Annotated in this window: 23 protein-coding genes; 11 read left to right on the top strand and 12 right to left on the bottom strand. The window is 56.0% G+C overall.

What is annotated here, in order from left to right; translation table 11 throughout:
* Window positions 1-160: 160 nt before the first annotated feature.
* The 3 genes from ACM6IV_RS04515 to ACM6IV_RS04525 all read right to left on the bottom strand — a co-directional run bounded on the left by ACM6IV_RS04515 (window position 161) and on the right by ACM6IV_RS04525 (window position 2,395).
* Window positions 161-820, bottom strand: a complete 660-nt coding sequence (locus ACM6IV_RS04515; protein WP_414868896.1) for a hypothetical protein — start codon at window positions 818-820, stop codon at window positions 161-163.
* The gene (locus ACM6IV_RS04520) at window positions 813-2,054 is read right to left on the bottom strand and encodes an AAA family ATPase (RefSeq protein ID WP_414868897.1); all 1,242 of its coding nucleotides are present in this window, start codon (window positions 2,052-2,054) and stop codon (window positions 813-815) included. Before ACM6IV_RS04520 ends, ACM6IV_RS04515 begins: the two co-directional genes overlap by 8 nt.
* A 170-nt stretch (window positions 2,055-2,224) precedes the next feature.
* Entirely contained in the window at window positions 2,225-2,395 is a 171-nt protein-coding gene (locus ACM6IV_RS04525; protein ID WP_414868898.1) for a hypothetical protein, read from the bottom strand.
* 1,094 nt (window positions 2,396-3,489) lie between these two features.
* Here ACM6IV_RS04525 and ACM6IV_RS04530 point away from each other — a divergent pair.
* On the top strand, window positions 3,490-3,852 hold the full coding sequence (locus tag ACM6IV_RS04530; RefSeq protein WP_099756761.1) for a DUF6124 family protein: 363 nt from the start codon (window positions 3,490-3,492) through the stop codon (window positions 3,850-3,852).
* Between the two features lie 86 nt (window positions 3,853-3,938).
* Here ACM6IV_RS04530 and ACM6IV_RS04535 read toward each other — a convergent pair whose 3' ends face one another.
* The 3 genes from ACM6IV_RS04535 to ACM6IV_RS04545 all read right to left on the bottom strand — a co-directional run bounded on the left by ACM6IV_RS04535 (window position 3,939) and on the right by ACM6IV_RS04545 (window position 7,616).
* Window positions 3,939-5,354, bottom strand: coding sequence for an amino acid permease (locus ACM6IV_RS04535; protein WP_414868899.1), 1,416 nt, complete (start codon window positions 5,352-5,354; stop codon window positions 3,939-3,941).
* A 124-nt stretch (window positions 5,355-5,478) separates the two neighbouring features.
* The gene (locus ACM6IV_RS04540) at window positions 5,479-6,531 is read right to left on the bottom strand and encodes an ornithine cyclodeaminase (protein WP_414868900.1); all 1,053 of its coding nucleotides are present in this window, start codon (window positions 6,529-6,531) and stop codon (window positions 5,479-5,481) included.
* A gap of 50 nt (window positions 6,532-6,581) precedes the next feature.
* Window positions 6,582-7,616, bottom strand: a complete 1,035-nt coding sequence (locus tag ACM6IV_RS04545) for a histone deacetylase family protein (protein WP_414868901.1) — start codon at window positions 7,614-7,616, stop codon at window positions 6,582-6,584.
* A gap of 119 nt (window positions 7,617-7,735) precedes the next feature.
* On the opposite strand from ACM6IV_RS04545, the gene ACM6IV_RS04550 reads away from it, so the two are divergent.
* The gene (locus ACM6IV_RS04550; protein ID WP_414868902.1) at window positions 7,736-8,236 is read left to right on the top strand and encodes an Lrp/AsnC family transcriptional regulator; all 501 of its coding nucleotides are present in this window, start codon (window positions 7,736-7,738) and stop codon (window positions 8,234-8,236) included.
* A 77-nt stretch (window positions 8,237-8,313) separates the two neighbouring features.
* On the opposite strand, the gene ACM6IV_RS04555 is transcribed toward ACM6IV_RS04550, so the two are convergent.
* Window positions 8,314-8,682, bottom strand: coding sequence for a hypothetical protein (locus ACM6IV_RS04555; protein WP_414868903.1), 369 nt, complete (start codon window positions 8,680-8,682; stop codon window positions 8,314-8,316).
* Between the two features lie 17 nt (window positions 8,683-8,699).
* Window positions 8,700-9,251, bottom strand: coding sequence for a UDP-4-amino-4,6-dideoxy-N-acetyl-beta-L-altrosamine N-acetyltransferase (pseH, locus tag ACM6IV_RS04560; protein WP_414868904.1), 552 nt, complete (start codon window positions 9,249-9,251; stop codon window positions 8,700-8,702).
* Window positions 9,252-9,386: 135 nt separating this feature from the next.
* Here pseH and ACM6IV_RS04565 point away from each other — a divergent pair, with 135 nt between their 5' ends.
* Window positions 9,387-9,599 carry a hypothetical protein gene (locus ACM6IV_RS04565; RefSeq protein ID WP_123451098.1) on the top strand — a complete coding sequence of 71 codons (213 nt, stop codon included), beginning with the start codon at window positions 9,387-9,389 and terminating at the stop codon, window positions 9,597-9,599.
* 3 nt (window positions 9,600-9,602) lie between these two features.
* Here ACM6IV_RS04565 and ACM6IV_RS04570 read toward each other — a convergent pair whose 3' ends face one another.
* Both ACM6IV_RS04570 and ACM6IV_RS04575 read right to left on the bottom strand, forming a co-directional pair.
* Window positions 9,603-10,388 (bottom strand): transporter substrate-binding domain-containing protein, encoded by a 786-nt coding sequence (locus ACM6IV_RS04570; RefSeq protein ID WP_414868905.1) that lies wholly within the window; start codon window positions 10,386-10,388, stop codon window positions 9,603-9,605.
* Between the two features lie 76 nt (window positions 10,389-10,464).
* Complete coding sequence (locus ACM6IV_RS04575) at window positions 10,465-10,935, bottom strand: hypothetical protein (RefSeq protein ID WP_414868906.1); 471 nt, start codon at window positions 10,933-10,935, stop codon at window positions 10,465-10,467.
* A 165-nt stretch (window positions 10,936-11,100) separates the two neighbouring features.
* On the opposite strand from ACM6IV_RS04575, the gene ACM6IV_RS04580 reads away from it, so the two are divergent.
* The 4 genes from ACM6IV_RS04580 (at window position 11,101) to ACM6IV_RS04595 (ending at window position 13,655) form a co-directional block, all read left to right on the top strand.
* Window positions 11,101-11,766 (top strand): ribonuclease T2, encoded by a 666-nt coding sequence (locus tag ACM6IV_RS04580; RefSeq protein ID WP_414868907.1) that lies wholly within the window; start codon window positions 11,101-11,103, stop codon window positions 11,764-11,766.
* Between the two features lie 136 nt (window positions 11,767-11,902).
* On the top strand, window positions 11,903-12,400 hold the full coding sequence (locus ACM6IV_RS04585) for a PAAR domain-containing protein (RefSeq protein WP_150811783.1): 498 nt from the start codon (window positions 11,903-11,905) through the stop codon (window positions 12,398-12,400).
* A 3-nt stretch (window positions 12,401-12,403) separates the two neighbouring features.
* Window positions 12,404-13,138 (top strand): alpha/beta hydrolase, encoded by a 735-nt coding sequence (locus ACM6IV_RS04590; protein ID WP_414868908.1) that lies wholly within the window; start codon window positions 12,404-12,406, stop codon window positions 13,136-13,138.
* Window positions 13,131-13,655, top strand: coding sequence for a hypothetical protein (locus ACM6IV_RS04595; protein WP_414868909.1), 525 nt, complete (start codon window positions 13,131-13,133; stop codon window positions 13,653-13,655). Before ACM6IV_RS04590 ends, ACM6IV_RS04595 begins: the two co-directional genes overlap by 8 nt.
* 15 nt (window positions 13,656-13,670) lie before the next feature.
* Here ACM6IV_RS04595 and ACM6IV_RS04600 read toward each other — a convergent pair whose 3' ends face one another.
* Entirely contained in the window at window positions 13,671-14,528 is an 858-nt protein-coding gene (locus ACM6IV_RS04600; RefSeq protein ID WP_414868910.1) for a LysR substrate-binding domain-containing protein, read from the bottom strand.
* A gap of 109 nt (window positions 14,529-14,637) precedes the next feature.
* Between ACM6IV_RS04600 and ACM6IV_RS04605 the strand changes: the two genes are divergently transcribed.
* The 3 genes from ACM6IV_RS04605 (at window position 14,638) to ACM6IV_RS04615 (ending at window position 17,876) form a co-directional block, all read left to right on the top strand.
* Window positions 14,638-15,342, top strand: a complete 705-nt coding sequence (locus tag ACM6IV_RS04605; protein WP_414868911.1) for a haloacid dehalogenase type II — start codon at window positions 14,638-14,640, stop codon at window positions 15,340-15,342.
* 12 nt (window positions 15,343-15,354) lie between these two features.
* Window positions 15,355-16,128 carry an aldolase gene (locus tag ACM6IV_RS04610; RefSeq protein WP_414868912.1) on the top strand — a complete coding sequence of 258 codons (774 nt, stop codon included), beginning with the start codon at window positions 15,355-15,357 and terminating at the stop codon, window positions 16,126-16,128.
* 176 nt (window positions 16,129-16,304) lie between these two features.
* A complete protein-coding gene (locus tag ACM6IV_RS04615; RefSeq protein WP_414868913.1) occupies window positions 16,305-17,876 on the top strand; it encodes a diguanylate cyclase in 1,572 nt (523 codons plus the stop codon).
* A gap of 186 nt (window positions 17,877-18,062) precedes the next feature.
* On the opposite strand, the gene ACM6IV_RS04620 is transcribed toward ACM6IV_RS04615, so the two are convergent.
* The gene (locus ACM6IV_RS04620; RefSeq protein WP_414868914.1) at window positions 18,063-18,362 is read right to left on the bottom strand and encodes a hypothetical protein; all 300 of its coding nucleotides are present in this window, start codon (window positions 18,360-18,362) and stop codon (window positions 18,063-18,065) included.
* 186 nt (window positions 18,363-18,548) lie between these two features.
* Between ACM6IV_RS04620 and ACM6IV_RS04625 the strand changes: the two genes are divergently transcribed.
* Window positions 18,549-18,989: a carboxymuconolactone decarboxylase family protein gene (locus tag ACM6IV_RS04625; RefSeq protein ID WP_414868915.1), complete on the top strand. Its 441-nt coding sequence runs from the start codon at window positions 18,549-18,551 to the stop codon at window positions 18,987-18,989.
* The last annotated feature ends 118 nt before the right edge of the window (window positions 18,990-19,107 follow it).

Consider the following 19,107-nt stretch of genomic DNA (forward strand, 5'->3'; position numbering starts at 1 on the left):
ACAAAGCTGCTGAATACGTACACCTAGGAGTTAATGAAAATCAGTTCAATTGTCATATTTAACGAATCTGAATATCAGCCTGGAACGGCCGCTGCCTAGCGGCTATCCAAGCACATTATTCACTTAAATTAACTGGAAAAGTCGTTGATAACAAAAGTGATCAATCCATATCACCTGCCAAAATTGGACCGAGAACATTGTCTTCTAAGATGCACCAACGAATAAAGGCTGAGTATGGCATGCTTTTCTGCATCAGCACCCTCATGCGGGCTATAGAATTGGCTTTTTGATCAGTAGTGGCAACTGGATCAAAGTAAGAGTCAATTTGATCAAGTAGTAGATTATATTGCTTAAAAATCTTGCTTCTTAAGAACTCACTTGAAATTCTTTTATTTATTGTATGGTCGCTGTTGAATATTTTTTTGAGAAGCTCAGATGTTTTTATAGTTCGAGGATCTTCATTTGTGGGTGTTACTATTACGGTTTTTCCACGTGGCGATAGAGGTGGTAAAAGTTTAATTGATCGAAAAGCGTCGTGTGCGGGGTCGCAGCAATCTATGATTTCATTAAATACATTACTTTTGATGTTGTTACATCTGCTGCATGCGAAATAGAGGTTTCCCCAATCGTACTTGATTTGAACATCACCTTCGTGTGCAACAAAATGCTCCACGTTTATATCGTGCGGGTCATTGGTTTCACATAAGTAACACTTGTCGAAAAATATCTTTCTGAGCTCGACATAAACATCCTCCCCATCATATGCTCTTGCTTCAGCTAGCGACTCTGGAGCGGGATAGGTGCGTATAGCATTAAACATCAGCGTCACCTTTTATGTACTTGTTTAACATGATCCGCGCGCGCTTAATATGCATTGCCGATTCAGGATCTAATTCAGATTCGTGTGCGCTAACCAGCTTGAGGATGTCCTGAAGCTCAACTAGGTCTGGGGAGGCAGAATTCAAAATGTCAAAAAGTCGTTCAACTTTATCTGTTACGATTTGAGATATTGGAGGGGTGTCAAATAGGCCCTTTAAAATAGATTCGTAAGAGAACATTGAAAGGTCGTCAGTTTGCTCAAGTGTTGAAATGTCATAAATTACAGCATTGCTTACAGACGATACAACGAATGGAGAGTGCGTTGTAGTGATAAATTGAATGTTAGGAAAGGCATCTATCAAAAATGAAAGCACTTTACGCTGCAGTGACACGTGAAGGTGAGCATCTATCTCGTCTATGAAAATCAGGCCATACATTTCGGATGGAAGTATTTCACGTAACTCAACTTTCATAATTAAGTTGGCGTATATAGCTAAGAGGGATGAGAAACCGGATGATAAATTCTGAAGTCGATAAGGGGTTTTGTAATCTTGATGAATAAAAAAACACTGCTTGTTTGAGTCAAACCGTATGCGAAGCGTAGGATCCTCAAAAAGACTTTTAAAGTCATTTTCAAGTTTTTCAAACCATTTTTCAATAGACTGTGCAGCTGCGGGATTATTTCCAATTTTAGGAGACTCTGCGTAAGCTTGCATAGTTATCTGGCTTACAAGATAGTCCTCAAAGTAGCTTGAAGTGTCAGCGGTATGTGCAGATTTTTGTATTATTTTTTCTTTGCTTGTAGCAGATGTAGCCTCATTGAAATTGGCTTGGCGGGTTGCTTCGAAAAAAATCAGCACCGCTTTACCCTGTTTATAATCTTCCGCATATCTCCTGTTTTCGGAAATTGTAATTGGTGGGGTCGTTAGATTCTCGAGCCTTTCTTTTGCGTTTTTTAGTGCGGCTAAATGGCCTTCATAGCCGGGGTTAAGAGGGGAGTTTATATTGAGAAAACTTTGTAAGTGAGTAATTTGTGCTTGTAAATTATCTACCGAGTCATCACTGTTTAGCATTTGCTCGCAAATGCTATGAAGTTTTTTGAGTAATTGGGTCTTTCCGGAACCATTTATGCCTGTGATTATCACGCTACGGCCATCGGCATTGATGGCGCAAACTTTATCAGTTCCGGGGATTGTAATGTTGATTGATTTTGCGTTTGGATATTTAGTAGTCAAATTTGAGTTCCCGCGTATGCTTCAAGGCTGAATGTTCAACGGTTTACATATGCTAAGTTAGTTTGCTTGTGCAGCGTTGATGGTTTTTAATGTATAGGAGCTATATTTTCACAGAACTTTACATTGACCGATAGCAGATTGGAACGGCGGGTCAAAAGCTAGTCCTTTTCCTAGTTTCTCAATCGTGCCAATCCTTGACGGATAAACCCCGCATTCTCCCCCACGGCCTCATATCCCTGCTGCTCGACTAGCAGCACCAATTCCATTAACGCTGCTTCAAGCCCCAGCTGGTTTTCGCACATTTTTTCAAGGACGACGGTGAGGGAATATTCGCTGGCCATGTATTCGACTCCATTCGGAAACCAGGAAGCATAGCAGGGCATCTGTGCTAGCCAATTTCAGTTCGAGGCTGGGGAAAAGGTAATTTTGGTAAGACGGTGCGGAAAAATGGCTGCAGTCCTTATAGACCGTGGCTTTGAGGTATTACCTTTGAAGGTAATATTTGGTAAGGCCGGAGGTAATATTTCACCAAGTGACTGATTTTAAAGGGTTTCGTAGGTGGGTGAAATTACTACGACTAAGGGTAATTTTCTAACCTTCCTATTACCCTATTATTACCTTTGCTAGATCCATCTAACATGCTGATTTTATTGGGTTTTTATGACTATGAAAATAAAATTATCAAAATTACCTTTTTACCAGGGGTCAACCTGAAAACGGAGTAAGGCACAGACGGGGCGATTCGCTGGCCTCTCATGCGCGCGGTTTAACTCTCACGAAACACGCCTGAGCCGACGATAGACAGTGCCAGGATTGGAGCCGAGAACCGCTGCTTAAAAATTTGCTAATGCAGTTGGCAGAGGGGATGGGAAAAGAAGGGAGAAGAACAGAGCTGGTACGCAAATGGTACGCGGGTTGGAGGCGAGGCGTTTGGGCCTTTATTTGCGGGAGGTAAAAGAAGAGTCAGTTCGATCCATCATCGGGGCGACGGACAGCCCGTGAAAAAGGAACGCAGTGCTCTCTGTGCTGTTGACAGTATTTGGATCGATCAACCTTCCCGTAAAGCCTTTCCAAACAGAAAAAACGTGTCTGTTTAAATGAAGCCTGTTCCTGAAGTCCTCAGCCTACACGCCCTTGCGCCTCCCCCTACAGCTAAGACAGAATCCCCCGGCTTGTGCCTCTAGCCCGCAGGTTCTATCGTCCCTACGTCACTGAAAACCAGTGATCGGGTTTGGTAGCCCGTCTCCGTCAGAAGCACAAGACTACTGTCTTGCGAGGGCGTTTTTCGTCTTCGTTTTATGGTGGTCATGCGCGGGGCGTCTTCGGACGCGCCGGGGTTCCTGACGACCGGTCTACCAACCTGCGTATGGCCTCCACCCTTCGTTTGGTAGCGAGAGTGATGGCTCCTTTTCGTTCATCCGTCAGGAGTTACACCATGTTCAAACCAACACCAAATCCACCAGAAACCGATCCTGCATCCCCCTACGAATCCCTCAACTCCAAAAAACTCCACGAAGCCGCCGAACGCGCGCTCGATCACTACCTCCTGCCCGCCGGCCACATCATGTCCAGCGTCAACGAGCCCGAGCGCATGTACCTCGCCAATCCAAAGTACGACTCGGAATCCCTATTGGCCAATGCCAGTGAAACGCTGAGTTCCGCCTCTGAAATGCTCAACAACTTCGCCGCAGCACTCGACCCCTCGCACCGCAAAACCGCGTTGGGCATTGCGCAGGTGGTGATGTTGGGGGAGTTGGCGGTGAATCAGGCGTTGGATAACGTTGAGGTGAAGGCGTAAAGCCTGTCCCGCCGTGGGCAGGTGAAATGCTCTTTCGCTGATAACAAAAAGCCGTCACTTCCAGGTGACGGCTTTCGCTTGCAGATCTAGCCAAACTGCCTAGCCGACTCAACCGCAGACCTCGGCTTCCTCAACCGCGTCAACTGGTAAGCAATCCCCAACCAGACAAACCACCCCGGCATCACCATCAGCGCAATCCGCGTATCAGGCCTCAACGCCAGCAAACCCAACACAAACCCCAAAAACGCCAACGAAAACCAAGCCATCGGCACGCCGCCCGGCATCTTGTAAGCCGACTTCGCATGCAGATCCGGGCGTTTTTTCCGGTAGGCAATGTAAGACGCAAGGATGGTCGACCAGGTGAAGATCACCAGAATCGCCGACACGGTGGAGACGATGGTGAACGCGGTCATGACTTCCGGCACGATGAACAGCACCAGCACGCCGACCAGCATCAATAGCGTGGTAAACGCCAGGCTCAGCAGCGGCACGCTGTTGCTCGACAGTCGGCGGAATAGGCCGGGGGCGTTGTTCTGATTGGCCAGCCCGAACAGCATGCGGCTCGATGAGAATACGCCGCTGTTGGCCGAGGAGGCCGCCGAGGTCAGGACCACGAAGTTGACGATGCCGGCCGCTGCGGGAAATCCGGCGACGAGGAACAGTTCGACAAAAGGGCTCTTGACCGGGGAAACCTGTTGCCACGAGGTCACGGCAATAATGCAGGTCAATGCCAGGACGTAGAACAGGATGATCCGCAGCGGAATCGAGTTGATCGCTTTGGGCAGGGTTTTCTCCGGCGAGCGGGTTTCGGCGGCGGCGGTGCCGATCAGTTCGGTGCCGGCGAAGGAGAAGATCGCCATTTGAAATCCGGCGAAGAAGCCGAACAAGCCGTTGGGGAACGCTGCCTGTTTGTCCACCAGGTGACTCAGGGACGCGGTGACGCCACTGGGCGAGACGAAGGAGCTGGCAATCAGCACGGTGCTGACGCCGATCAGGGTCACGACGGCAATGATCTTGATGATCGCGAACCAGAATTCCACTTCACCGAACAGCCTGACGGTCAGCACGTTGAGGGCGAACAGGGTCGCCAGCATGCCGACGGCGGGTATCCACGCCGGTACGTCGGGGAACCAGTACTGGAAGAATCCACCGACCACGACGGCGTCGCCGATCACCGCGACGCTCCAGCTCAGCCAGTACGACCAGCCGAGGAAGAACGCCGCGCGCGGGCCGAGGTAGGCACCGGCGAAGTCGGCGAAGGTTTTGAAGTTGAGGTTGGACAGGAGCATTTCGCCCATGGCGCGCATGACGAAAAACACGAACAGGCCGATGATCATGTAGATGAGGATGATCGACGTTCCGGAGAGCGCGATGATCTTCCCGGAGCCCATGAACAGTCCGGTCCCGATGGCACCGCCCATGGCCATTAACTGGATGTGACGATTGCTGAGCGTGCGCTGCAGCGCGGGCTGTTCAGCCAGCCCGGAAGGGGTCGATTTCATTGCAAAACCTCTTGATTTTATGTTTTTGAGTTTTGGCAGAAAGTAGATGTCGAGCGTTCTTGTTAGAGGTGCAGCGGCTAATCACAAGGTGAATCGCCCCCTGTGGTGGGGGCGGCGATTGCGATCAACTGACGGTGCGCAGACGCGAGGCTTTGGCCGGTTGCGGATCGAGCAGTTGGAAGAGGTTTTTGATGTTGGCCGGCGTCGGCACCAGGTGGATGCGCTGACCGATTTGCTGGGCCTGCGCCAGGTCCTTCAGGTAGCGCAGTGAGGAAAAGTCCTCAAGCGCAAAACCCACCGAATCGAAGACCGTCACCTGCGTGTCGTTTTCGCGCCCGGCGACTTCGCCCAGCACAACCCGGAAAAACTCGATCACCGGGGAATCGGCTGCCAGTTGCTGAATGTCGCCCTCAATGCGCGTCTGCGGCTCGAATTCGACGATGATCCGGGCGTTACGCAGGATGTCGGCGTGCAGTTCGGTTTTACCCGGGCAGTCACCGCCGACCGCGTTGATGTGCATGCCGGGCTCGATCATCTCGGGCGTCAGAATGGTTGCGTAGGCTTTGTCGGCGGTGACCGTGGTGACGATGTCCGCGCCCCTGACCGCGTCCTTCACCGAGCTGGCCAGAATCACATTAATCCCCGGGAACGCCGCGAGGTTGTGCTTCAACTTGAGCGAAGCGTCGCGATCAATATCGAAGATACGGATTTCGCTGATGCCCAACATTTCATGAAAGGCCAGCGCCTGAAATTCACTTTGCGCACCGTTGCCAATGAGGGCCATCGAGATCGAATCCGGACGAGCCAGCGATTTCGCCACCAGCGCCGAGGTTGCGGCGGTGCGCACGGCGGTGGTCAGTGTCAGTTCGCTGAGTAGGGTGGGGTAGCCACTCTGCACATCGGCCAGCAGACCGAAAGCCATGACCGTGAGCAAGTTCTGCTGGCCGTTGTTCGGGTGGCCATTCACGTATTTGAACGAGTACTGCTGGCCGTCGTCGGTGGGCATCAACTCGATCACGCCGTCCGCCGAGTGATTGGCCGTGCGCGGCGATTTATCAAACTGCGCCCAGCGTGCGTAGTCCGCTTCGATGTAGCCGGCCATTTCGCGGATGGCGCGGCGGATACCGACTTGGGTGAACAGGCGTGCAGCATCATCGACATCAATAAAAAGCGTCATGTTCTTGTTCTCCGATCCAGTCATTGAAAGGTTGTAGAGCGGCGGGCGGCTCAGCTGCGTTTGCTCTCGAAACCGTGCAGCACGTTGACGGCGTTGATGCCGATTTCATCGACCATGTAGCCGCCCTCCATGACGAACAGGGTCGGGCAGCCGACGCTGGCGATCAGTTCACCGATGCCGATGAAGTCATCGCTTTCCAGCAGGAAGTGGCTGATGGGGTCGTCCTTGAACGTGTCGACACCGAGGGAAATCACCAGCACTTCAGGCGCGAACTGCTGGAGTTTTTTGCAGGCGTGGAGCAGGGCGTTGCGATAGCTCTCCCAGGTGGTGTTTTTCGGCAGGGGATAGTTGAGGTTGTAACCCTCGCCGACACCCGCGCCGACTTCGTGGCTGTAGCCCGAGAAGTACGGATAGGACACCGCCGGTTCGCCGTGCAACGAGACGAACATGACGTCGCTGCGCTGGTAAAAAATATTCTGCGTGCCGTTGCCGTGATGGAAGTCGACGTCGAGCACCGCGACGCGTTTGGCGCCCTGAGTGATGGCTTGTTGCGCGGCGATGGCGGCGTTGTTGAGGTAGCAATAACCGCCCATGTATTCGCGCGCGGCGTGGTGGCCGGGCGGGCGGCATAGGGCGAAGGCACTGTCGTGGCCTTCATCGAGCAGGGCCAGGCCGGTGAGGGCGATGTCGGCGCTGGTTTTCACCGCTTGCCAGGTCGTCGCGGTAATCGGCGAGCCGGCATCCATGGCATAGAAGCCGAGCTTGCCGTCGATGAACGTCGGCACGTCCTCGTTGGCCAGATCGCGCACCGGCCAGACCAATGGCAAGGCGTCGTGGGTGCGACCGGTTGCGCTCCATTCGGCCCAGGCAGTTTCGAGAAAACTGACATAGCGCTCGCTGTGCGCGTTGACGTAGCACGAGCGATCAAACGCGCGCGGTTCGACGATCTGCCCGAGGCCGACTTGCTTGACGCGGTTGTGCACGGTGTCGGCGCGACTTGGTTGTTCGAACGACGGTTTGAGCACGCCGTCTTTCAATTCGGTGCCGTGGTGCAAACGGTGGGAATCACTGAAAACTGTAAACATTCTGCGCATCCGTTATTGTTAGCCAGTGCAAATATTCTGTTCCGGCTTGGCTGCGCTTTCTTTGCTTTGTGTTCGTGATTAAGTCGATTATTCGGGCGTTTTTACTCAGGAATGGCGTTATGCAGAAAAAAATATCCAAACGCATCAGCCTCGACGAGACCGACCTGGCGATTCTTGAGTTGTTGCAGGAAGACGCCAGTATTTCCAACGCTGAACTCAGCGAGCGGCTGTCGCTGAGCCTTACGCCGTGCTGGCGGCGGCGCAAGCGCATGGAAGAGGCCGGGGTGATCAAGGGCTATCAGGCCAACCTCGATCGGCGAATGCTCGGGCTGGATATCATGGCGTTCGTGCACATTCGTTTTTCCACCCACGCCGACCACGCGCCGGACGCTTTCGAGGCGGTGATTGCACAATTGCCGCAGGTGGTGGCCTGCCACAAGATCACCGGTGATGCTGATTATGTGTTGCAGGTGTTGGCGGAGGATCTTGATAGCTACAGCGACTTTATCGAGCAGGTGCTCAGGCGTCAGGTGGGGATTGCGTCGATCCAGTCCAGCCTGGCGTTGCGCGAGGTCAAGACTGGTAGCCGGATTGCGATCCCTAGACCGGGAAAGGACTGAACGGGCAGAAGGGCAATCATCTTTTCAGTTTCAACGCGTTGTCTATCGTTGATGCGCCATTGTCACGGCGGGCTGTATCAACTCCAGCCTTTGCAGTGAGCGGCAAGCTCTTCCCAAGCCTCTCGATAGCTATACCGCAACCGGGCGGTGTGCAGCTTATGCAGTTGTCGCCGGATCCAGCTGTTCTTGTTTGCGAGCAGCATCTGTTCGATGTCCCGGTTTAACGAGTCGGGTTCGAAACCTGTCCAGATTGGCGGGAGTACGCATTCCAGGTTCCCGGCGCAGACAACGGCAACTTCCGAATAAAGAATCTCTTTGACCTGCTCCGGGTCGTAGCCTTCAATTTGGCTGGCGATGTAGGGAAAATCGATGCCGGTATCGACGAAGATATCGGACAGCGCTGCTCGAATTTTGTAGCGATCGGCAGGACTCAGTTCACGTTCCAAATGCAGGCCTCCCGATTTCAAACGGCGTTGAGCCGTTCGATTACCGGCGCCAGGGCAGGGCGCTTGTCCGTCCATTCTTCTTTAGTGATACCGAGCAGGACAACATCGATCCGCACACCATCCTTCACCACGTTCTGCCGCCGCACACCCTCAATCTCAAACCCGAACTTCTGATGCATCTTCACCACCGCCGCGTTCATCGCCAGCACTTCGCAGTTCAGCTTCTCCAGCCCCGCCACACCAAACGCGTAATCGAGCATCCAGAACTCGACCACACTGCCCAAACCCTTACCCTGCAACCCCACGTCCAGATAAAACGCCCAATCCGCGCTCTTGTGCAAAACATTGATTGCATTCAAAGAAACTACGCCCACCGCCTGCTCATCCTTGATCACCACAAACACTTGCTGGCGTGGGTTGCCCTGCAAAGAGCCCAGCCAGTTGGCATGTTCCTGTTCGCTGATTTCGTGCGACGTGTACATGAACTTGCGCACGTCCGGCTGATTGCGCAGGGTGCGGACATGGGCCTGGATGGCGGGGCTGGCGTCGGTGAGAGGGAGGAATTGCATGGGGATGTCCTTGTCGGCGGTTAAGCGATTCTGAACCGGCGCTGTCGATCAGCAAAGTTTCATCTTGCCGCGTGCGGCGCAGGCCTAGGATGTTGGCACAAGATTGTCGCTGTTCATCCCGAGGGGAATCGTGCCATGCGCCTTACTGTCGTCAAAGTGCTGTTGATTGCTGCTGCGGTATCGGTGTTGAGTGCCTGCTCGGGCGCCGGCGGCTTGACCACCACCAGTTGTTTCTCCAGCGACTGTCAGTCGCCGGAGGGGCGCAACGCCAATACGTTGAAGTTTGGTGGCAACAGTATCGGCAGCAGTCTCAATCAGTACAGCTCCGGCATGTTGCATGACGATTGAGGATTACTGCGTGGCAGGGACGGCAATCCATTCGCTCAGGGTTTGCTGATACTTGCCGGTCACTTTGCTCAGGTGCAGCCACTGATCAACGTACAGTTTCCAGCTGATGTCATCGCGCGGTAGCAGGTAAGCCTTCTCGCCGTACTGCATGTACTGATGCGGATTCACCGCACACAAGCCCGGTTTGAGTTTTTGCTGATACAGCGCTTCCGAGGCGTCGGTGATCATCACGTCGGCCTTGTTGTCGAGCAGTTGCTGGAAGATCGTCACGTTATCGTGCAGGGCCAGTTGCGCCTTGGGCAGGAAGGCGTGGACGAAGGCTTCGTTGGTGCCGCCGGCGGGTTCGACCAGGCGCACGTGGGGCTGGTTGATCTGTTCAACGGTCTGGAATTTGCTGACATCGGCGCAGCGCACCAGCGGGATCTTGCCGTCGGTGTCGAGGGTGTTGCTGAAGTAGGCTTTTTTCTGTCGTTCGAGGGTGACGGAGATGCCGCCCATGCCGATGTCGCACTTGCCGGCCTGCATGTCCGGCATCAGGGTTTTCCAGGTGGTCTGCACCCATTCGACTTTGACCCCGAGGCTGTCGGCCAGCGAGCAGGCCATGGCGATGTCGATGCCTTCGAATTCGCCGTCGGGGCGTTTGAAGGTGTAGGGCTTGTAGTCGCCGGTGGTGCACACTCGCACCTGGCCTTGTTGCTGGATGCTGTCGAGGTGTGAGGCTTGTTCCGCGGCCTGAGCGCTCAAGGTCAGGGCGAAGAGTGTACCGAGCAAGATTGTGGTTTTTGTCATGTCTGTCGGACTTCAAAGGGATCGGATCGAGAAGTTAACCACGTTCTCGAGGCCGACCCCTACTGGCAGACGAGGATTACAAACCCAAGCCTTCCTGCACCTCCGACAGTAAATTGTTTTCCGTCAGGGCGATGGCATCCAGTTCCTGTCCGGTTTCAACCGTCTGCAACCACCAGTGGCTTTCGTGGTGTTCATCGACAGTGCGCAGCAGGTAGGTGTTGCGGTCCGGCAGGGTGATCTGCACCCTCCCGGCGCCATCCTCAGTAAACCGCGCAATGGGATCAAATGTCAGGCTTCGATCATTGGCCTCGATCACCAGTTGGTCGATGGCGTAATCATGGGTTTCGCCATCCGGGGAGCTTTCGCAGATGTGCGTGGGATTGCGCCGAATCTTCAGACCAACTTCGGTAACGGGTTGCAGCCACGCTTCGATGCGGTGGTACAAGTCGTACACCTGCGCCGGCCAGCAATCGATCTCCAGCGCGGCATCCGCGTGGGTGTGCCGGGTTTGCTTGAGTTTGGCGGCGAGTTCGTCTGCTTTACTCATTTCGGATCCCTTGGTTTGATGTCTGCCTGTTAATCGTAGACCTTTCAACGGCGTACGGCGTTGCCTTGCGTCATGCGCCTGCAACACAAGCGTGTCGAAATCAACGCTGGCCAAGTCGGGTCAGGATCGAAAACCACGGACGCAGGCGTCCCAAGGAGCGGGTAGATGAAAAAGCTGTTTACAATTTTGGCAGTGATCGCGCTGACGGCCGGTAGCATCGGTTTGAGTTCGGCGCGGCAATCGCAGTCGAGCAAGGCCCAGGCGGAATCGGTGGCGGGGGTATTCGATTACTACTTGCTGGCGTTGTCCTGGTCGCCGACGTTCTGTCTGACCCACAAAGATGACGCGCAGTGCACGGGTAAGGGCTATGGCTTCGTGCTGCACGGTTTGTGGCCGCAATACACCAAGGGCGGCTGGCCGGAATCCTGCCCGCCGCTGACCACGCTGAACGCGGCGCAAACCAGCAAAGGCCTGACGCTGTTCCCGACCAAAAAACTGCTCGACCACGAATGGTCCAAACACGGCACCTGCAGCGGCCTCGGCGCGATGGGGTATCTGGATGAAGCGGATAAAGCCGTTGGCGCGGTGAAAATCCCGCAGGAGCTGCAACCGTTCAGTTCCTCGTATTACTTCGAAGCCCAGGAAATCGCCGACCTGTTCCGCAAGGCCAATCCGGGGATCCCGGCCGATGGCATCGCGGTCATTTGCAGCGGTCCGGAACTGTCGGAAGTGCGCGTGTGCATGAGCAAGGATTTGCAGTTCGGCGCGTGCGGCAAGGGTGTGAAAACCCAGTGCCGGGCGGGGGATATTCGGGTGCCGCCATCGCGCTGAGGTGAGCGGTTTCCATGTATTGAAAAGGCGCCCGATCGGGCGCCTTTTTTTCGCCTGAAGGTTTGAAGCGCCTGGAAAATTCGCGCATGCTTGCGCCCCCTAAAAGGATGACCTGCAACATTGCAAGGAGCTGTTCATGAGCGGAAAACCCGCCGCCCGCGTCACCGATCCAACCGCCTGCCCATTGCCGGGACATGGCACCAATCCCATTGTCAGTGGCTCCCCGAATGTGAATTTCGACGGCTTGGCGGCTGCGCGGATGACTGACAAATCCGCCTGCGGTAGCCCGATTACCGGCGCTGTGGCTTCGACGGTGTTCATCAATGGCTTGAACGCCGCGACGCTGGACAGCACCGGCGGGCACGGCAACGTCGTCATCGGCGGCTCCGGCACAGTCATCATCGGAGACACGGTGACGTCGGCTCCCTTCAGTGGTTTGCTGCCGATGCCGGTGCATTTCACTGACCGGTTGAAACTGGTCAATGACGTGACCGGTGAGCCCATGCCTGATCATCCTTACGTTATTCAGCGCGCTGACGGACGTCTGGAGCATGGGGTGTCTGACGCGAACGGATTTACTCACCAAGTCAGCTCGCATCTGCCCGAAACCATCAAGTTGTTTTTGGAGGAGTAAGGCATGACTGCTGAAACGGTAACGTGCGCGAAGGGCAACAATTACAGGCTGCACAAGGAACATGCGCTGACGGACAAGAAGGATGTCAGTGACAAGCCTGTGCCGGTGGAGAGTACCAAGGCGATTGTTCTATTTGTTGGTGGGGCTGGCGACAAAGAGAGTTATTACTTTTCCGGACCGTATAAAAATATCCGAGAGGCATGGGTGACATTTGATGATCGCACCCGTAAGTTGCAAGAACAGGGTAGATACAAGTCAGATTGGTTGGGCTACAACGAGGTCAGAGGAAAACAGGATATTCAGCGTCATGTCTTGAGCCTTATTCCTTACAAGAGTTGTCCTGTTTATATCGTCGGACATAGCCTCGGTGGATGGAATGGCGCTCATCTGACAAAAATCATGTCGGAATGGGGCTACCGAGTTCAGATGCTGATCACTCTTGATCCGGTAGGAGAGGGGGCTTTGGTTTGGCTGGGGTCGGATATTTATCGCGAACGACCTGAGCCAATCACCAATGACTGGATAAATATCAAGGCTGCACCCACCCAGAGAGACCCGTCAGATGGAGTGGCTGACTTTGGCGAGAAATGGCTTGTTTCATGCGGTCCCTCGGTGAATGTCAGTGTCGATACGAACCATGCCAACGCATTCGGGCTATTCAATGCGCCCATAGCAGGCAGGAAATCGGCGAGCGACTTCTTGTTTGAATCCATCATGAAGGAATTTCCGGGTGAATAAGTTCTTACTTTGCGTATTTCTATGTATTTGTTCCGGGTGTGCTAAAGATCATATAAAACCACCTGCGAACTTGGTCTTCCGTTCTGTTGAGAGGGATGATAGTTCGCTTCTGTATGTCATTCGGTATCAGTCGGATATCGATGTCCTTAATCTTTTTGATCGAGGAGAAAGGGTGGGGATGGCTTCAGGCATGTTTGAGTGCGGTTTGTCGGATGAGCAAGATTTTTCTATTAAGAAATTCATGCGGTTTACTGCATTTGGTGTAATAAAATCCGAAAAAGACGTCAGCAGAAAAGTGGGGTTCTCCTACTTGACCCGTACTTTCATGAGTGAACTTTCAAACGGTGGCGGTTCGCGGCGAGACTTGTCAGTGGCAGAACTGAACCACCTCCTCGCCAACAAACAACAAATCCCCTGCAAAGTCGTCGTCACCGCCTACGGCTACAAACCCTACTACTCCAACACCATGAACATACCCGTCGCGGATCTGCTGCGGGAAATCAATAAACCCCGGTAGCAGAAGCGGGGGATTTCAGACAAATCCCCCCGCATCCACCCCCAACTCCCCACGCAAAAACTCCACCAACCCACGCTGCAACCCGCTCAACACACCCTCACGGCTGACCAACGCCAACTCCGTCGGCGCCAGTTCCGGCAAATCCGTACACACCTGATGCTCGGGCAATACCGCCGAGACTGGCAGCACCGAAACCCCCAGCCCAGAAGCCACCGCCGCTTGAATCCCGGTCAGGCTGTGGCTGCCGAACGCCACCCGCCAAGGACGCTGGGCAACATCGAGCAAACGAATGGCGCGCTGCCGATACAGGCAGCCCTGCGGAAACAGCGCCAGCGGGAGCACGCCAGTGGACGAATCGAACTGCGCGCCTTTGACCCACACCAGCCGCTCCGGCCAGGTTGCCCATGCCGGGCCGCTGTCGGGTTCGCGTTTGATCAGGGCGATGTCGATGTCGCCGGCATCCAGACGCTGGCGCAGATCGAGGCTCATGCCGCTGATAGTCTCCAGCCGCGCCTGCGGATGGCTGCGGGTGAAGCCGGCGAGAATCAGCGCCATGCGCCGCGCGTCGAAGTCTTCCGGCATGCCGATGCGCAGGATTTCCAGGTCGAGGTCGCTGGCCAGGGCTTCGGTGGCTTCGGCGGACAGCGCCAGTAAACGCCGTGCGTAGTGGATCAACAATTCGCCGTGTTCGGTGACGGCGACATTAAGGCCGGTGCGGTCGCGCAGCAGTAGGGCGTGGCCGACCAGCTCTTCGAGTTTGCGCACCTGCTGACTGACCGTCGACTGGGTACGGTGCACGCGCTCGGCGGCGCGGGTGAAGCTGCCTTCATCGACCACGCAGACAAAGGTTTTCAGCAATTCCAGGTCCAGCATGGCGACGCTCTCGATAGTGGATTTTCAACTGACGATTGGCTATTTATTTAATTTCACACTATCACCGGGCGCTCATAAGCTGAAGTCCTCATGACGGAGGATTCGACCAATGACACTGACCCACACCCCACGCCCGCAATGGCTGACCTTCGATTGCTACGGCACGTTGATTCAATGGGACGAAGGCCTCAAATCCGTCGTCGCGCAGATTCTCAGCGAGAAGGGCGAGCATCAGATCGACGTCGGGCACCTGATCGAAGTCTATGATCGTCATGAGCACCGCCTCGAACAAACCCCGCCGCACCGCTCGTTCCGTGAACTCAGTACTCTCGGCCTGCAAATGGCCCTGGAAGAATTGGGTCTGCCCAGCCTGCCCGAGGACAGCCAGCGACTGGCTGCCGCGATCCCGAAAATGCCGCCGTTTCCCGAGGTGATCGAAACCCTGCATGAATTGAAAACCTTGGGTTTCAAACTGTGCATCGTCTCCAACACCGACGACGACATCATTGCCGGTAACGTCGCGCAACTTGGCGGCCATATCGATCGGGTGATCACCGCGCAGCAGGCCGGTGCCTACAAACCGGCGCCGCGGCTGTTCGACTACGCTCATGAACAATTGGGCGTCAGCCGCGCGGAGGTGGTGCACATCTGCGCAAGCCCGATGCTCGACCATACGGCGGCGCGGGACATGGGCTTTCGTTGTGTCTGGATCGATCGCGGCACCGGTCGCCAATTGTTGCCGGACTATCGCCCCGACGCGATCCTCAACACCCTTGATCAAGTGCTACCGCTGTTCAAATCCCTCGGTTGGTAACGGAGAATCGTCATGGCTCACACCTTGACCGCCAGTGCGCGGACTGCTCGCCCGACAGCGCTGAACCTCGATACCGAGGCGATCATCACCGCGCGCAACGAACTGGCGGCGTGCTTGCAACTGGCCGCGCTGCACGGTTTGGAGGAGGGCATCTGCAATCACTTTTCGGCGATGGTGCCGGGGCATGATGATCTGTTTCTGGTCAATCCCTACGGCTATGCCTTCGCCGAAGTGACCGCGCAGAATCTGCTGGTCTGCGACTTCGCGGGCAACGTGGTGGCGGGCGAAGGCCAGCCGGAAGCCACGGCGTTCTACATCCACGCGCGGCTGCACAAACAACTGCCGCGAGTGAAAGTCGCTTTCCATACCCACATGCCTCACGCCACCGCGCTGTGCCTGCTGCAAGGGCCGCCGCTGTTGTGGCTGGGGCAGACCGCGCTGAAGTTCTACGGGCGCACGGCGGTGGACGAAGATTACAACGGTCTGGCGCTGGACGCCTCCGAAGGCGATCGCATCGCCAGTGTCATGGGCGACGCCGATATTCTGTTCCTGAGAAACCACGGCGTGATTGTCGGCGCGCCAACCATCGCCGAAGCCTGGGACGACCTCTATTACCTGGAGCGTGCTGCTCAGGTGCAACTGCTGGCGATGGCCACGCAGCGCGAGCTGAAACCGGTGCCCCACGCTATTGCGCAGCGCGCTTATGAGCAGATGCGCGAGGGCGATCCTCAGAGCGCACGGGCGCATTTGCACAGTGCGATGCGGCGCCTGGCCCTTCACAACTGACTAACCCTAAGAGGCAATCGAAAATAAATCTGCGAACAGCGATCATCCAAATTCGCTGCGCGCCGATATACCTGGTCGGGAGCGGGGCGTTTGCCCCATAGATTCCGGTGGGCTACGCTCACAAACATAAGGGTTTTGCCGCTGGCGCCCTTGTCGTACCTGCCCAGGACTTGCTTTTGCCTATCCCCATTCACGATCCGCATCAGGCCCCCGGAGGCACCCTTAAACGCCTGCCGCTGCGCAAAGCGGCGGTGCTGTTTATCGTTGCGGTGGGGTTGTGCCTGTCCGGTCTGCTGTACCTGCAACTGGAGCAGTCGCGGCGTCAGGATCTGGCGGTGGCGAAAGTCGCGTCGAGCAACCTGACCCGAGCGATGGCTCAACAAGCCGAGGACACCTTCCTGGCCGCCGATCTGGTGATGACCAGTCTGGTCGACTGGATTCAGGATGACGGCTACGGCACCGCGCAGAAGCCGCGCCTGCAGAAAATCTTCGCCCGGCGTGTCCAGCAGCTGGACCAGTTGCACGGCATATTTCTCTTCGACACGCAGGGCCAGTGGGTGATTACTTCATTCACCGATCTGCCCCGTGGCAACGGCGTGGCCGATCGCGAGTACTTCAAATTTCACCAGCAGAACGCCTCGACGCTGGCGCACATCGGCCCGGCGATTCGCAGCCGTGAGAACGGTGAGTGGATTATCCCGATATCCAAGCGCATCAATGATCACGCCGGCAATTTCCAGGGTGTGTTGCTGGCCGGGATCAAGATGTCGTACTTCGACCGCTTCTTTGAAAGCTTCAGTCTCGATGACCAGGGCATCATGTTTCTCGGCTTGAGCGACGGCACCTTGCTTGCCCGCCGGCCGTTTGATGAAAGCCTGATCGGCACGTCGCTGGCGCAAGGACGGATTTATCGCGCGTTGTTGCCGGAGGCGGCGGCCGGCACGGCGATGATCGATTCGGTGGTCGATGGCGTGGTGCGGTTGTACGGCTATCGGCGGCTGTCTGCGTATCCGTTGGTGGTCTCGGCGGCAACGTCGCGCGACACGATTCTCAAGGGCTGGTACGAGCGTGCGTTCCAGTCGAGTGTCATTGTCGCGCTGGTGATTCTCGGGGTCGGCCTGTTTGGCTGGGTGTTCATTCACCAAGTGCGCGATGGCGAACGGATCGAGAAAAACCTGCGCAAGGCCCAGCGCGCACTGGAGCAGATTGCGACCCACGACAGCCTCACCGGGTTGGCCAATCGGCGTTTGTTCGAGCGCTCGCTGGAGATCGAATTCGCTCGTGGCGCGCGGCAGGTCAGCCCGGTCAGCCTGATCATGCTCGATATCGATTTCTTCAAACGCTACAACGATGCCTATGGCCACGTCGCGGGGGATCATTGTCTGACCCAAGTGGCTCAGGTGCTGCGCACGTGCTGCCAGCGCAAGTCGGATCTGGCGGTGCGTTACGGTGGCGAGGAGTTTGCGGTGCTGTTGCCGGACACCGACATCAACGGCGCGCTGGCAATCGCCGGGCAGATTCGGCGCAGCGTGATCGACAAGCACATCATCCACAGCGGTTCGCCGACCGGGTATCTGACGGTGAGTCTGGGCTGCTATTCGTTTATTCCGAGCGGCAATGACAGCCTGGAAGTGTTTATCCAGCGCGCCGATGCGGCGTTGTATCAGGCAAAAAATGCCGGACGCAATCGCGCGGCGGTGTTGTCACTGGACAGCGGCCTGGCCGAACTGATGCGCTCCGATCGCTAACCCAAACGCCGACACAACCCCTGTGGGAGCGAGCTTGCTCGCGAAAGCGCAGTGTCAGGCGATGAAAATGTTGGCTGATCTACCGCCTTCGCGAGCAGGCTCGCTCCCACAGGGATTTTCATCAAGCCAAGGTTATGTGAATACCCAAACAATCAAGGTTCTTCACCGCGGATGGCTCTTGTTCGTTCAGCCGCCTGTGCCACCGCCCGCACCGCCAGTCCCGCCGCCGGCCGATCCGGTGCCGCCGCCCGCCCCGGAGCCGGAACCGCTGGCGCCGCCATTGGTGCCCGTCCCGGAACCCATACCCGAAGAACCGCTGCCGCCCGAAGGCGAGCCCGGCGTGTTGTCTGGCGGCGTGGTTGTGCTGGTCGGGCCTCCGGACTTGGTGCCGGTGGCGTCAGCGCCGTCGTTGGCGGCGAAGCTGGCGGCCGAGGCGCTGGCCAGAAGCCCGGCGAGCAATAACGAAGTGAGTTTGCGCGTGATCATGGTCCGTCTCCTGAAAGGGTCTGTACCTGTTATTGGTCTGACGCGCAGAACCCTTGGTGCCGAGTGACTGACGAGCGGTCAACGGCAGAACCGAGTGGCCTCCTGATCTTCGGCGATATTGGCTATTTGCCGAACCGGGTGGGAGGGCTAACGTAGCCCCACATTCACTTGCTACCCGGAGCCATCATGCAACCTCGTATCGATTTCTACACCGCTTCCCCAGACGCCCTGAAAGCGATGATGGCCCTGGAAACCGCCGTCTCCAGGCTGCCGCTGGAAAAGAGCCTGATCGAACTGGTCAAGCTGCGTGCCTCGCAGATCAACGGCTGCGCCTTCTGCATCGACATGCACACCGCCGATGCGATCAAGGATGGCGAAACACCGCGTCGCCTGTTTGCGGTGACTGCCTGGCGTGAAGCGCCGTTCTTCAGCGAGCGCGAACGCGCCGCGCTGCTGTGGACCGAATCGCTGACCCAACTGAGCCTGACCCACGCCCCGGATGAAGATTACGACGTGGTTGCGGCGCAATTCACACCCAAAGAAATGGTCGACCTGACCGTGGCAATCAACACCATCAACAGCTGGAACCGTCTGGCTGTGGGCTTTCGCAAAATCCCACAAGCTTAAGCTCCAACGCATAACTCCTGTGGGAGCGAGCTTGCTCGCGAAAGCGGCGAATCAGTCGCTGAATTTTTGGCTGATGTACCGCATTCGCGAGCAAGCTCGCTCCCACAGGGGGCAGTGG

It is taken from the genome of Pseudomonas sp. IT-347P (genome assembly GCF_949768005.1).
Taxonomy (GTDB): domain Bacteria; phylum Pseudomonadota; class Gammaproteobacteria; order Pseudomonadales; family Pseudomonadaceae; genus Aquipseudomonas.